This is a genomic window from Micromonospora sp. NPDC050495 (assembly GCF_040655175.1).
Lineage (GTDB): Bacteria > Actinomycetota > Actinomycetes > Mycobacteriales > Micromonosporaceae > Micromonospora.
The window spans coordinates 1-12208 of the sequence record NZ_JBFAJK010000089.1 but is presented as its reverse complement, the minus strand read 5'-3'; the positions used below and the strand labels follow the sequence as shown (position 1 = coordinate 12208).

12 protein-coding genes are annotated in these 12208 nt (G+C 76.7%); 4 read left to right on the top strand and 8 right to left on the bottom strand.

The features are described from left to right. Positions 1 to 158: 158 nt before the first annotated feature. Complete coding sequence (locus AB0I11_RS33495) at positions 159 to 1070, bottom strand: GNAT family N-acetyltransferase (RefSeq protein ID WP_357329819.1); 912 nt, start codon at positions 1068 to 1070, stop codon at positions 159 to 161. 116 nt (positions 1071 to 1186) lie between these two features. Beyond that, entirely contained in the window at positions 1187 to 2512 is a 1326-nt protein-coding gene (locus AB0I11_RS33490) for a glycoside hydrolase family 18 protein (RefSeq protein WP_357329816.1), read from the bottom strand. 136 nt (positions 2513 to 2648) lie between these two features. Between AB0I11_RS33490 and AB0I11_RS33485 the strand changes: the two genes are divergently transcribed. Next, positions 2649 to 3614, top strand: coding sequence for an NAD(P)-dependent oxidoreductase (locus AB0I11_RS33485; RefSeq protein WP_357329814.1), 966 nt, complete (start codon positions 2649 to 2651; stop codon positions 3612 to 3614). On the opposite strand, the gene AB0I11_RS33480 is transcribed toward AB0I11_RS33485, so the two are convergent. Both AB0I11_RS33480 and AB0I11_RS33475 read right to left on the bottom strand, forming a co-directional pair. After that, positions 3583 to 4899 carry a cytochrome P450 gene (locus tag AB0I11_RS33480; RefSeq protein WP_357329811.1) on the bottom strand — a complete coding sequence of 439 codons (1317 nt, stop codon included), beginning with the start codon at positions 4897 to 4899 and terminating at the stop codon, positions 3583 to 3585. The genes AB0I11_RS33485 and AB0I11_RS33480 overlap by 32 nt on opposite strands. Then, a complete protein-coding gene (locus AB0I11_RS33475; protein ID WP_357329809.1) occupies positions 4896 to 5672 on the bottom strand; it encodes an alpha/beta hydrolase in 777 nt (258 codons plus the stop codon). The genes AB0I11_RS33480 and AB0I11_RS33475 overlap by 4 nt, the downstream gene beginning before the upstream one ends. A 167-nt stretch (positions 5673 to 5839) precedes the next feature. Between AB0I11_RS33475 and AB0I11_RS33470 the strand changes: the two genes are divergently transcribed. Next, entirely contained in the window at positions 5840 to 6559 is a 720-nt protein-coding gene (locus tag AB0I11_RS33470; protein WP_357329807.1) for a phosphotransferase, read from the top strand. A 96-nt stretch (positions 6560 to 6655) separates the two neighbouring features. Here the strand turns inward: AB0I11_RS33470 and AB0I11_RS33465 are convergent, their stop codons facing one another. Further along, positions 6656 to 7444: an NAD(P)H-binding protein gene (locus AB0I11_RS33465; RefSeq protein WP_357329805.1), complete on the bottom strand. Its 789-nt coding sequence runs from the start codon at positions 7442 to 7444 to the stop codon at positions 6656 to 6658. Between the two features lie 144 nt (positions 7445 to 7588). Here AB0I11_RS33465 and sigJ point away from each other — a divergent pair, with 144 nt between their 5' ends. Next, positions 7589 to 8473 (top strand): RNA polymerase sigma factor SigJ, encoded by an 885-nt coding sequence (gene sigJ / locus AB0I11_RS33460; RefSeq protein ID WP_357329803.1) that lies wholly within the window; start codon positions 7589 to 7591, stop codon positions 8471 to 8473. Between the two features lie 53 nt (positions 8474 to 8526). On the opposite strand, the gene AB0I11_RS33455 is transcribed toward sigJ, so the two are convergent. From AB0I11_RS33455 to AB0I11_RS33445, 3 genes are read right to left on the bottom strand one after another with little or no spacing between them, the layout of a single operon-like run. Then, positions 8527 to 9150, bottom strand: a complete 624-nt coding sequence (locus AB0I11_RS33455) for a class I SAM-dependent methyltransferase (protein ID WP_357329801.1) — start codon at positions 9148 to 9150, stop codon at positions 8527 to 8529. Beyond that, positions 9147 to 9833, bottom strand: a complete 687-nt coding sequence (locus AB0I11_RS33450; RefSeq protein ID WP_357329798.1) for a DUF2064 domain-containing protein — start codon at positions 9831 to 9833, stop codon at positions 9147 to 9149. Before AB0I11_RS33450 ends, AB0I11_RS33455 begins: the two co-directional genes overlap by 4 nt. Then, entirely contained in the window at positions 9830 to 10504 is a 675-nt protein-coding gene (locus AB0I11_RS33445) for a glycosyltransferase family 2 protein (protein WP_357329796.1), read from the bottom strand. The genes AB0I11_RS33450 and AB0I11_RS33445 overlap by 4 nt, the downstream gene beginning before the upstream one ends. A gap of 145 nt (positions 10505 to 10649) precedes the next feature. On the opposite strand from AB0I11_RS33445, the gene AB0I11_RS33440 reads away from it, so the two are divergent. Continuing rightward, on the top strand, positions 10650 to 12032 hold the full coding sequence (locus AB0I11_RS33440; RefSeq protein ID WP_357329794.1) for a hypothetical protein: 1383 nt from the start codon (positions 10650 to 10652) through the stop codon (positions 12030 to 12032). Positions 12033 to 12208 lie beyond the last annotated feature (176 nt).

Below are 12208 nucleotides of genomic sequence, written 5' to 3'. Positions count from 1 at the left end.
TTCTCGCAACGAGTGACGAGCTGACGCGGCGTGGCGGGTGGGTCAAGCAGTTTGGGTGAGTCTGAATCGAGCGTCATGCCCGCTCAGGGCCCCGGTAAAGTCGTCAGGTGATGCCGAGTAGGGCCAAGGACCGCGGTTCTGCTCCAGCTCGGGAACGGTCAGCGGACGATGATGAGGTTGGCCATGTCGACCACCGGCCGGTAGCCGAGGTTGGCGTAGATCTTGTTCGAGGTCGGGTTGGCCTGGTCGGTGTAGAGGCACACCCGATCGCCAGAGGCCTGGAGCAGCCGGGAGACCTCGGCGACGGCGTTGCTGGCCCAGCCGCGCCCGCGCTGCTCCGGCGGCGTGTACACCGGGCCGACGCGGGCGACCCCGAACGCCGGCGGGTTGGCGGCGGTCAGGTGCACCGGTCGCCCCGTCTCGTCGGTCCAGAACCAGACCCGGCCGGTCGCGATCCGGCGCAGCAGGTCCGTACGGTCGGGGGCCTCGTGCGCGCTGGCGCCGCGCGGCCGGCCGGCCTGCTCGTCGGCGTCGCCCCTGAACGCGTCGTACCACCGCGCGACCAGGTCCACGTCGTCCTCGGTGGCGACGGTCAGCGCGCCGGGCACCGGGTCCGGCCGCAGCAGCTCGCCCAGCTCGTGCAGCCGGGTGTGCTGGCCGACCTCGACCCGGCCGCCGGCGCGCCGGGCCAGTTCGGCGGCGCAGCGCTCGACGGCGGGCAGGGCGCCGTTCACGGCGCGCACCTCCTCGCCGCGCTCGTGCAGCGCCCGGGCCAGCGCCACGGCCGCGGCGTCGGGCATCGGCAGCAGGAACGGCGGGTACGGCGGGAACGGCGCGGTGCGCATCCCCGCGCCGACCACCTTTCCGGCGTCGTCGCGGACCACCAGCCACCAGTTGCGGTCGGGCTGCGCGATCCCGTCGGCCCGCTCCGAACGGGCCCGCTCGGCGAGGGTGGCCACCACCGTGCTGACCACGGGATCGGCGGAGAGGTGGTCACCGGCCGCGGCGAGGAACTCACCCGGGTCGGTGCAGAACTGCAGGCGGGGTACGCCCGCGCGGCCGGCGTTCATCTCGGCACGCTAACCCGGCGCGGGCCGGCGGCCGTACCGGATTTCCGGGTGCCGAGCGCACCCCGGCCGCCGCCGACCGGTGGCGGTCGACGGCGGCCGGGGCCGGCTGGTGGCCGCTACCGGGTGCCGAGCCCGACGCTGATCGTCCTGGTCAGCGTGGCGTGGTCGTCGTCGCCGTCGAGCGACCAGACCATCGCCCCGGCCAGGCCGGCCCGCCGGATGTAGAGCGTCTTCTGCAGCACCACCGCCGGGTCGTCGTACGTCCAGAAGGTCGTGCCGTCGAACAGCCAGGCGTGCCCGGCGCGCAGGTCGCGGTGGACGGTGTAGCCCTTGCCGGGCAGGGTCTTGAGCTGCTTGTAGTCCTCGGAGCCGGGCTCGAAGGTGGCCGGGGCGGGACCGGTCGCCGGCTGGAACAGCCCGTCCCCGCCCCCGGTGACGCCGGTCCACCCGCGACCGTAGTAGGGGATGCCGAGGACCAGTTTGCCGCGCGGGGCGCCGCGGGCCAGCCAGGCGTCGATCGCCACCTCGGCGGAGAAGTCGGGGGAGTCGGGTGCGCCGGCCGGCACGCGCAGCGCCGACTGCTGGTTGGTCACCGGCTCCCAGGTGCCGTGGAAGTCGTACCCCTGCACGGTGGCGAAGTCCAGGTACCGGAAGATCTTGCGGCCCTCGTAGCCGGCGTCCATGGTGGCCGGGTTGGCCGGCAGGAACGCGGTGAGCGGGTGGTGCCGGCCGGTCTGCCGGCCGTACGCGTCGAGCTGCCGGCGGAACTCGGCGAGCAGCGCGGTGAAGTTCTGCCGGTCCTCGGGGCGGATCACGTTGCCCGGTTCTCCCGACCAGTTCGGCCACTCCCAGTCCAGGTCGAAGCCGTCGAAGACGCCGGCGGCGGCCGCCGGGCCGCCGCTGCCGCCGTCCAGGACCGGCAGGTTGCCCTTGAGGTAGAGGTCGATGCAGGAGGCGACGAACGCGCGGCGGGACTCCGGGGTGCGGGCGGCGTCGGAGAAGTACGTCGACCAGCTCCAGCCGCCCAGCGAGATCAGCACCTGCAGGTCGGGGTGCCGGGCCTTGAGCTTGGCCAGCTGGCCGAAGTTGCCGTTGAGGGGTTCGCCCCAGGCGTCGGCGACGCCGTCCACGCTCTCCTCGGCTGGCACCGGGCGCTGGTAGTCGGCCCACGCGTCGCCCTCGCCGGGCCCGCCGTCGAGGTAGCAGCGCCCGTCGGGGCTGACGTTGCCGAAGGCGTAGTTGACGTGGGTGAGGCGGCTGGCCGCCCCGGAGGTGTCGAGCTTCTTGACCGGGAAGGCCCGGCCGTAGATGCCCCACTGGGTGAAGTAGCCGACCCGGTGGTAGCCGGTGCGGCCGTGCGCGCCGGCGGTGCTCGGTGGGGCGGCGGTGACCAGCAGGGTGGCCAGCGCGGCGAGGGCGGTCAGGCGGCGGAACGGTCGCATCGGCACTCCCACATCGGACGGGCGGGATTAGTTAAGAGACCTTTCTGATCGATGAAGCTAGGCGGGTCACCCGCCACGGTCAAGGGTCGGCACCCCCGTTGCGGCAGCCCGCAGCGGGACAGGTCAGGATGGGGCCATGACGGAACCTCTGCGGGACAACGCCCTGCCGAGGCGGGTGGTGGTCACCGGCGCGGCGGGCAAGCTGGGCCGGGCCGTGGTCGCGCACCTGCGCCGCGTCGGCGTCGACGTGCTGGCGGTGGACCGGACCGGCGGGCGCGACCCGCGCGACGTGGCGGGCGAGTTCCTCCTCGTCGACCTCACCGACTACGGGCAGGTGGTGGAGGCGCTGACCGGCGCGGCCGACGAGCACGCCGGCCGGATCGACGCGGTGGTGCACCTCGCCGCGGTTCCGGCGCCCGGGCTGCTGCCCAACGCGACCACCTTCGCCAACAACTCCGCCGCCACCTACCACGTCTTCGCCGCCGCCCGGGCGGCCGGGATCAAGCGGGTGGTGTGGGCGTCCAGCGAGACGGTGCTCGGGCTGCCGTTCGACACCCCGCCGCCGTACGCGCCGGTCGACGAGGAGTACCCGCCCCGGCCCGAGTCGACGTACTCGCTGAACAAGGCGCTCGAGGAGGAGATGGCGCGGCACTTCAGCCGCTGGGACCCGGAGCTGGTCCTGGTCGGCCTGCGCTTCTCCAACGTGATGGGCGTCGAGGACTACGCGCAGTTCCCGTCCTTCGACGCCGACCCGCGGCTGCGCCGGTGGAACCTGTGGGGCTACATCGACGCCCGCGACGGCGCCCAGGCGGTCGAGCGGGCCCTGCGCTACGACCGCCCCGGCGCCGAGGTGTTCATCATCGCCAACGCCGACACCGTGATGAGCCGGTCCAGCGCCAGCCTGATGGCCGAGGTCTACCCCGGCGTCGAGGTCCGTCGGGAGCTCGGCGAGCACGAGACGCTGCTCAGCATCGACAAGGCCCGCCGGTTGCTGGGCTACCAGCCGCGGCACTCCTGGCGCGACCACGTCGACCCGGCGGGCCGCGGGCGGACGCCCGGCGCCGACCCGGTCAGCGGCGCCAGTGGATCGGTAGGCGCTTGACGCCGCGCTGGAAGGTCGAGCGGAGGAAGACCGGCGGGCCCGCGTAGCTGATGCTGGTGGTGCCCGCGAGCAGCGCCCCGACCAGCGCGCGGAGCTGGCAGCGGGCCAGGTGCGCGCCGAGGCAGAAGTGCGGTCCGTGCCCGAAGACCAGGTGCGGGTTGGGGTGGCGGGCGAGGTCGAGCCGGTCCGGGTCGGCGAAGACCCGCTCGTCGCGGTTGGCCGAGGCGAACGAGACCACCACCTTCTGCCCGGCCCGGACCGGCACGCCGGCCACCGCGGTGTCCGCCGTGGCCGTGCGGCGGAACACCATCACCGGTGTCCACCAGCGCAGCAACTCGTCGACGGCGGTGTCGAACAGCGACGGGTCCCGGCGCAGCCGGTCCAGCTCCGCCGGGTGTTCCAGCAGGGCGATCATCGCGCCCGGCAGACCGTTGCGGATCGTCTCGTTTCCGGCCACCGCGAACAGCCAGAACATGTTCTCGAACTCGTCCACCGAGAGCCGGTCCTCGCCCCGCTCGGCGAGCAGGACGGACATGACGTCCCGCCCGGGCCGGCGGCGCCGCTCCTGCGCCAGCAGGTGCGCGTACGCGTAGAGGTCGGCCATCCCGGCCCGGGTGCGCGGGTCCGGCAGCCGGCCGTCCGGGCCGGGCGCGGGCCGGTGGCGCAGCGCCGCGCGGGCCATCGCGGTACCGCCTCCCGGGTCGAACGCGGCCGATCCGGCGTAGTCCGGGTCCTGGAAGCCGATCACCCGGTTCGACCAGTCGTAGAGCAGCCGGCGGTCCGGCTCGGGCACGCCGAGCACGTCCGCGAGGGTGAGCAGCGGCAGGTCCGCGGCGAGATCACCGACGAAGTCGCAGGTCCCCTCGTCCGCGTCGCCCAGCGCCCGCGCGACGAGCGCGGCCGCGTTCGCCCGGATCGACGCCTCCAGCGCGGCCACCGCGCGCGGGGTGAACGCGCGGGCGACCGGCCGGCGCAGCCGCCCGTGTTCCGGCGGGTCCATGTTGAGCATCATCCGCCGCACGTACCCGAGATCCGCGTCGCTGGCCGGGTCCCGGATCTGGGTGGCGCCGAGCCAGGAGGAGAAGAGCCGCGGCTGCCGGAGCGTGGCCGTCACGTCGGCGTGCCGCAGCACCAGCCAGAACCCGGGACCGCCGGGCAGCCCGAGCAGCGGCGGCTCCTCGACCCACACCACCGGCCCGGCCGCGCGCAGCCGGGCGAGCAGGTCGTACGGGACGCCGTCGACGAAGGTGCGGGGGTCGACCAGGGGTGTCGGGTCGAGGCTCACGCGCCGAGGAACTCCTCGAGGACGGTGACCAGCCGGACCGGGGTCTCGTACATCGCGTAGTGCCCGGCGTTGGCGAGCACCTCGAGCCGGGCGTTCGGGTAGTGGCGCAGCCAGGTCCCGCGCATCGTGTCGGCGCCCAGCGCCGGGTCGTGCTCGCCGACCACGGCGAGCGCGGGCACCTCGTTGCCCTTCACCTCGTCGGTGAAGTCGGTGTGCGCCCACGCGGTGAGGTACGCCCCGAACGCCTCCGGCGTGGAGTGGTCGAGGGAGAACCGGACCATCTCCTCCAGCCACCGGCCGGAGAGCCGGTTGCCGGTGGTCAGGTCGATGATCGCGCGCCGGTTGGCCGGGTTGGCCGCCGCGCCGTCGAACAGCGCCCAGGCCTGCAGGTCGAACGGCACCCCGCTGGCCGGGACCGGGCTGATCCCGGCGAGGCGGTCCACCCGGTCGGGCGCGTCGGCGAGGACCCGTTGGGCCGCGCTGCCGCCCATCGAGTGCCCGACCACCGAGAAGGTGTCCCAGCCGAGGGAGTCGGCCAGCTCCAGCGCGTCGTGGGAGATCTCGGCGAGGGTGTGGTCGCCCGCGACGTCCCGGCGCGCGCCGTACCCCCGGTAGTCGAGGAACGCCCAGCTGAAGCGCTCCGGGTCGATCAGGTCCGGCAGGAAGCCCCAGCCGCGTGCCGAGCCGAACCAGCCGTGCAGCGCGAGCACCTTGTGCGGGCCGTGACCGACGCGGACCGGACCCGTGGCGGTGTTGGTGCTGCTGACCGTCATGACGGCGACCCCTTCCGGTGGCGCGGCGCGGCGACCGGCGGGTCGGACCGGCCGGCGAGGCGAGCGGGCGGTGTGCCAGCGACCGTAGTCGGCGTACGGGTCGTTGTCGATCGGCCCTACGGTGAGGCGGGGTTGGGCCGCCGGCCCCCTCGGTGGAGGGAGACCCGATGGCGATCGACCCGGTCCAGCGCACTGTCCCGCCGGCCGACGGCAGCGGCGCGGTTCCCGCGCTGACGGGTCCGCCGCTGGCGTCCGGCCGGACCGCCGACGTGTACGCCCTGGACGGTGACCGGGTGCTGCGCCGGTACCGGTCCGGTGGCGACGTGCGCGCCGAGGCTGCGGTGATGCGCCACCTGCACGCCGCCGGCTACCCGGTGCCCCGGGTGCACCACGCCGACGGTGCGGACCTGGTGCTCGACCGGGTGGCCGGCCCCACCCTGGTCGAGGCGTTCGTCGCGGGTGACGTGCCGCTCCGGTCGGTGGCGCGCCTGCTGGTGGACCTGCACGCGCGGCTGCACGCGTTGCCCGCGCCGCGCTCGGCCGATCCGGCGGTCCGGCTGCTCCACCTCGACCTGCATCCGCTGAACGTGCTCGTCACGCCGGCCGGGCCGGTCGTCATCGACTGGACGAACGCGACCGAGGGCCCGCCCGCGCTGGACCGGGCGATGACCGCGCTGATCCTGGCCGAGGTCGCGGTGGACCGGTCGCAGCCGCTGTGCGGGGTGGCCGGTGAGCTGCTGTCGGCGTACGTGGCCGACGCGGGCCCGCTGGGGTCGGTGCCGGCGGCGGCGCGGCGGCGGGCCGGGCTGGGGCCGCCCGACGCCGCCCGGCTGCCGGAGGCGGCCGCTCTGGTCGAGGCCACGGTCCGGGCGCGCGACGGCCGGTGACCGGTCGGGCCCGCCCCGACCGGCTCGGCGCGGGCCGCTCCGGCCGGGCCCGCCCCGACCGGGCTCGGCGCGGGCCGGTCCGGCGGGCGGCCCGGGTCACCGACCGGCGGCGGCCACGTCGCGCTGCCCCAGGCGCTCGGCCAGGAACTCGGCCCAGCTCCGTCCGCCGGTCACGGCGCCGTCGCGGGCGAGGTTGTCCCCGTCCCGGTACGCCCGCCCGGCCCGCCCCGGGAGCGGGACCGGCAGGAACAACCGCCGCTTGCCGACCGCCCGCAGGTAGTCGCGCATCAGCTCGTCCACCCCGTACCGGGCTGGCCCGACCAGGTCGGGCACCAGGCCGGCCGGCTCGCCCAGGGTCAGCTCCACCAGCCGGGCCGCCACCTCGGCGGCGTCGACGGGCTCGAGCCGGAGCCCGCGGGGCACCGGCACGACCGGCAGCGCCGCCAGCTTCGCCAACATGGTGAGGGTGAGGTCGTGGAACTGCGCGGCGCGCAGCACCGTCCACGGCACGCCGGAGTCGGCGATCGCCCGCTCGGCGTCGAGCTTGGAGCGCAGCCAGGCCAGCGGCACCCGGTCGGCCCCGACGACCGAGATGTGGACGAGGTGCCGGACGCCGGCCCGCCGCGCGGCGTCGACCAGGGTGCGGGCCGCCACGTCGTCGCCCTTGGGGCCGCCGGCCAGGTGCAGCACGGTACGCACGCCCTGCACCGCGGGCAGCACGCCCGCCCCGGTCAGCAGGTCCGCGGTGACGTGCGCGACGCCGTCGGCCGGGCGACCGCCGTGGCGGCTGAGCACCCGCACCCGGTGCCCGGCGTCGCGCAGCAGGGGGATGACCAGGCGGCCGAGGGTGCCGGTGCCGCCGGTGACCAGGATGGGTGCGCTCATGTCGTCCTCCGTAGGGTTCGTGCCGTCACCTCCTCGACCCGCCAGGAGCGGAGCGTGTGACCGGAGTGATGCGGGTCACCGGCCGTCACGTCGCCGGCCCGGCCGGGGTCGGGCCGGTAGGACCCGAGGGGGAAGGAACGGCGGATGGACGAGCAGGGCTGGCTGGCCGAGCGGTTCGAGCGGGAACGGCCGCGGCTGCGCACGGTGGCGTACCGGATGCTGGGCTCGCACGCCGAGGCCGACGACGCGGTGCAGGAGGCCTGGCTGCGGCTGGCCCGCACCGACGCCGCCGACGTGGAGAACCTCGGCGCCTGGCTGACCACGGTGGTCGCCCGGATCTGCCTCAACACCCTGCGCGCCCGCCGGTCCCGCCGCGAGGAACCGCTCGAGGTCCGGATGCCCGACCCGGTCGTCCGGGCCGCGGAGACCGACGACCCGGCGTACGCGGCGGTGCTGGCCGACTCGGTCGGGCTGGCGATGCTGGTGGTGCTGGACACGCTCACCCCGACCGAGCGGCTCGCGTTCGTGCTGCACGACATGTTCGGCGTGCCGTTCGACGAGATCGGCGCGCTGATCGAGCGCTCGCCGGCGGCCGCCCGGCAGCTGGCCAGCCGGGCGCGTCGCCGGGTGCAGGGGCGCGCGCCCGCGCCAGACCCGGACCTGAGCCGCCAGCGTGCGGTGGTCGGCGCGTTCCTGGCCGCCGCCCGCGACGGCGACTTCGACGGGCTGCTCGCCGTGCTCCACCCCGACGTGGTGCTGCGCGCCGACGGCGGGACCACCCGCGCCCGGCACACCACCGTGCTCACCGGCGCCCGGACCGTGGCCGCGCAGGCCCCGACGTTCGGACGGTTCTCCCCGTTCGCGCGGCCGGTGCTGGTCAACGGCGCGGCCGGCGTCCTGGTCGCGGTGGCTGGCCGGCCGCTCTCGGTGCTGGCCTTCACCGTCACCGGCGGACTGATCGCCACCATCGACGTGATCGCCGACCCCGAGCGGCTGGGCCGGCTGGACCTCGCCAACCTCGGCGACTGACCGACCGCGCCGGGGCCACCGGACCGGGGCAGGCGCTCCCGGTGCCCGGTGGATCAGCCGGCCGCCAGCTCGGCGAACCAGCGGCGACCGGCCGGATAGACCTCGCGGACCGTCAGCCCGGCCGTCGCGGCCACCTCGGGCACCGCCCGGGTGTCCAGCCGGGCCCAGTGGAAGCTCGGCCCACGGCGCCGGCCGGACACCACCCGCGCCTGCCCCCGCCAGGCGCCGCTGCCCGGCGGGTCCAGCTCGACCAGGACGCTGCCGCCGGGCCGCAGCAGCGCCCGACACCGGCGCAGCAGCGCCGCCGGATCACCGCCGATGCCGATGTTGCCGTCGAGCAGCACCGCGTGCCGCCACCGGCCCTCCGCCGGCAGCGGGTCGAACAGGTCGGCCTGGACGGCGACCGCGCCGCGCGCCCGGGTCAGCGCCACCGCCCGCGCCGACACGTCCACCCCGACCGTGGTCACCCCGGCCCGGGTGAGCGCCTGGGCGAGCCGGCCCGGACCGCAGCCCAGGTCGAGGGTGGGGCCGGCGCAGCGGGCGACCACGGCGAGGATCGCCGCCTCGGCCGCACCGTGCCACCGCTCCACCGGCAGCCGGCTGCGCGTCCCGTCCGCGTGCACCAGCCAGTGCGTGCCCCGCGGGCGCAGCGCGGTGGCGAAGCCGTCCCCGGTCACCGGGAGTCCCCGAGCGCCAGGGCGCGGTGCAGCGCGGCGACCTCCCCGGCGAACCGGCCGCCGGGCACCAGGCCGGCCACGGCCAGCGCGTCGGCCCAGCCGTCGACGTCCCGCAGCACCGGCAGCGGCGCCACCCGCAGGCCTCGCCCGGCCAGCGCCGCCCCGGTGAGCCGCCCGGTGCCGGCAGTGGACATCGGCACGCCGCGCAGCGCCGCCGCGTGCCGCGGGTCGCGCAGGCCCAGCGCCCACCAGCCGCCGTCCGCGGCCCCGCCCAGCACCGCGTCGGTCCGCGCGACGGTCAGCCGGCGGACCGCCCCGGCCAGGTCCGACGGGGTCACCTGGGGAGTGTCCATGCCGATCTGGAGCACCGGCCGGCCCGGATACGCCGCCGCCACGTCGGCGTGCGCGTGCGCCAGCCGGGCGGCGAGGTCCGGGCCCCGCTGCGGCAGGACCGGCCAGCCGGCGACCGCGGCGGCCAACTGCTCGCCGTCCGCCGCCTCGGCGAGCCGGCCGGCCAGCGCGAGCACCGGCGTGACCCCCGGGGTGGCGGCCACCGCGTCGACGGTGTCGCGCAGGGCCGCCGCCGCGATCCGGGCCGCCCGGGCGGGGGTGGCCGGCGGGCAGAGCCGGGTCTTGACCGCCCCGGCCACCGGGGCCTTCGCCACCACCAGCAGGACCGTCACCGCCGGCCGTCCACGGTGCGCAGCACGGTGACGAAGTCCCGGGTGGCGCGGAGCGTGCCGCGTACCGAGCCGGAGACCTTGGACCGGGTGCCGGCCGCCCGCGGGGCGTAGGCGACGTCACGCTCGTGGATCCGCCAGCCGGCCGCCGCGGCGCGGATCATCAGCTCCAGCGGGTAGCCGAAGGCCCGGTCGGTGACCCCGAGCCCGAGCAGCGCCTCCCGCCGGGCCACCCGGATCGGGCTGAGGTCGCGCAGCGGCACCCCGCGCTGGCGCAGCAGCGCGGCGACCAGCGCGGTGCCGGCCCGGGCGTGCCACGGCCACACCCCGGCCCGGACCGGGCGCCGCCGCCCCACCGCCAGGTCGGCCGTGCCGGCCGCCACCGGGGCGACCAGGGCGGGCAGCTCGGCGGGGTCGAACGAGCCGTCGGCGTCGAGGACGCAGACCAGCTCGGTCTCGGCGTGTTCCAGTCCGGTGTGCACCGCCGCGCCGTAGCCGCGCCGGGGCTCGCGGACCACCCGGGCGCCGTGCCGGGCCGCCACCTCCGGCGAGCCGTCCCGCGAACCGTTGTCCACCACGATCGCCCGGTAACCGGGCGGCAACGCCGTCAGCACGCCCGGCAGGGCGGCGGCCTCGTCCAGGCACGGCAGCACCACGTCGATCTCAGTCGGCATGCCGCCGACGCTAGGCCGCCGGGCGGCCGCGTACGCCGCGATCGTCCTTACCGAACCCTTACCGGACGGGCGATTCTTACCGTCCGGTGACGGGCCGGCCGTTCGGCGGACGGGACGGCCCGATCCGCCGTACCGTCCGGTCGTCATGAGACCCGCACCGACCCTGGCCCGCCGGCCGGCCGTGGACCGCACGCCGCGACGGCGCCCGGCCGACCTGCTCGTGCTCGCCGTCGAGGCGGCGCTGCTCGCCGCCGCGGTGCTGGCCGGCCTGGTGCTCAACCGGCGCGGCGTCGGGCTGCACGCGGACGCGGCCCCGCTCTACGCCACCTGGCACCCGCACGTCGGCTGGGGCACGCCGCTCGCGCTGCTGGTCGCCGGGATCGTGCTCGGGCCGGGCCTGCGCTGGGCCCGGACCGCCCGGTGGGGGCCGCTGCTGGCCGCCGGCTGGGCAGCGGCGGTCGCCTGGACGCTCGCCCTGGCCCTGGTGGACGGCTGGTCGGTGGGGCTGACCCGGCGGCTCACCCCGCAGGCCGAGTACCTGCACGAGGTGCCCGGCGTGGCGGACATCCCCCGGATGCTGGCCGGCTTCACCGACCGGATCCTCGACTTCCAGCCCGACTCCTGGTCGACGCACACCGCCGGCCACCCGCCGGGCGCGCTGCTGGTCTTCGTCTGGCTGGACCGGGTCGGCCTGGGCGGCGGCACCGCGGCGGCGCTGTGCTGCGTGCTGGTCGGGGCGACCGCCGTGGTCTCGGTCCCGGTCACCCTGCGGGCGCTGGGCGCCGCCGACGCGGCCCGGGCGGTGCTGCCCTTCCTGGTGCTGCTGCCGGGCGCGGTCTGGCTCGGCGCCTCCGGCGACGCCGTCTTCACCGGCGTGGTCGCCGCCGGGCTCGCCCTGCTGGCGGTCCGGGGCCCGGTCGCCGCGCTGGCCGGTGGGCTGCTGCTCGGCTTCGCGCTGTACCTGTCGTACGGCTTCGTACTGGTCGGCGCGCTGGCGGCGGTCGTGCTCGCGCTGCGCCGGGACCGCCGGCCGGCCGCGCTGCTGGCCGCCGCCGCCGGGGTCGCCGCCGTGACCGCCGCGTTCGTGCTGGCCGGCTTCCGCTGGTGGGAGGGGTACGACCGGGTCGTCGAGCGCTACTACCAGGGCTGGGCCGCCGAGCGCCCCTACGGGTACTGGGTCTGGGCGAACCTGGCCGCGCTGCTGCTCTCCGCCGGTCCGGTGCTCGGTCCGGCGCTGCGCCGCACGGCGTTGGCGGCCCGCGCGGGGTGGCGGGCGGGCCGGGCGGGGACGCGGCGGCTGCGGGCGGTGGGGCCGACGGTGCTGCTGCCGGCCGGCGCGGCGCTGGCCGTGCTCGCGGCCGACCTGTCCGGGATGAGCAAGGCCGAGGTGGAACGGATCTGGCTGCCCTTCGCGGTCTGGCTGCTGGTCGCCACCGCCCACCTGCCGGCGCCCGCCCGCCGCTGGTGGCTCGCCGGCCAGGCGCTCACCGCCCTCGCCGTCAACCACCTCCTGCTCACCGTCTCCTGACCGGCCCGAACCGTCTCCGCGACGCCGGCCGCGTCGGGTTGCGCGGCCCGCGTCGCGATCGAGGGAGGACGCGGGGGAGGGTCTAATCCGAAAATGACCGTGTCCAGACGCGCGGCAGCATCCCGGCGTAGCGCAGCGGAGCCGGGATGGGGTTGGCGCTGTGTGGTTATGCGGCG

Bases quoted from the DNA above. Each gene is read 5' to 3' on its own strand.
- AB0I11_RS33465 (WP_357329805.1), bottom strand. From the start codon at position 7,444: ATGAGCGCACCCATCCTGGTCACCGGCGGCACCGGCACCCTCGGCCGC.
- sigJ (WP_357329803.1), top strand. From the start codon at position 7,589: ATGGACGAGCAGGGCTGGCTGGCCGAGCGGTTCGAGCGGGAACGGCCG.
- AB0I11_RS33485 (WP_357329814.1), top strand. From the start codon at position 2,649: ATGACGGAACCTCTGCGGGACAACGCCCTGCCGAGGCGGGTGGTGGTC.
- AB0I11_RS33490 (WP_357329816.1), bottom strand. From the start codon at position 2,512: ATGCGACCGTTCCGCCGCCTGACCGCCCTCGCCGCGCTGGCCACCCTG.
- AB0I11_RS33470 (WP_357329807.1), top strand. From the start codon at position 5,840: ATGGCGATCGACCCGGTCCAGCGCACTGTCCCGCCGGCCGACGGCAGC.
- AB0I11_RS33445 (WP_357329796.1), bottom strand. From the start codon at position 10,504: ATGCCGACTGAGATCGACGTGGTGCTGCCGTGCCTGGACGAGGCCGCC.
- AB0I11_RS33495 (WP_357329819.1), bottom strand. From the start codon at position 1,070: ATGAACGCCGGCCGCGCGGGCGTACCCCGCCTGCAGTTCTGCACCGAC.
- AB0I11_RS33440 (WP_357329794.1), top strand. From the start codon at position 10,650: ATGAGACCCGCACCGACCCTGGCCCGCCGGCCGGCCGTGGACCGCACG.
- AB0I11_RS33475 (WP_357329809.1), bottom strand. From the start codon at position 5,672: ATGACGGTCAGCAGCACCAACACCGCCACGGGTCCGGTCCGCGTCGGT.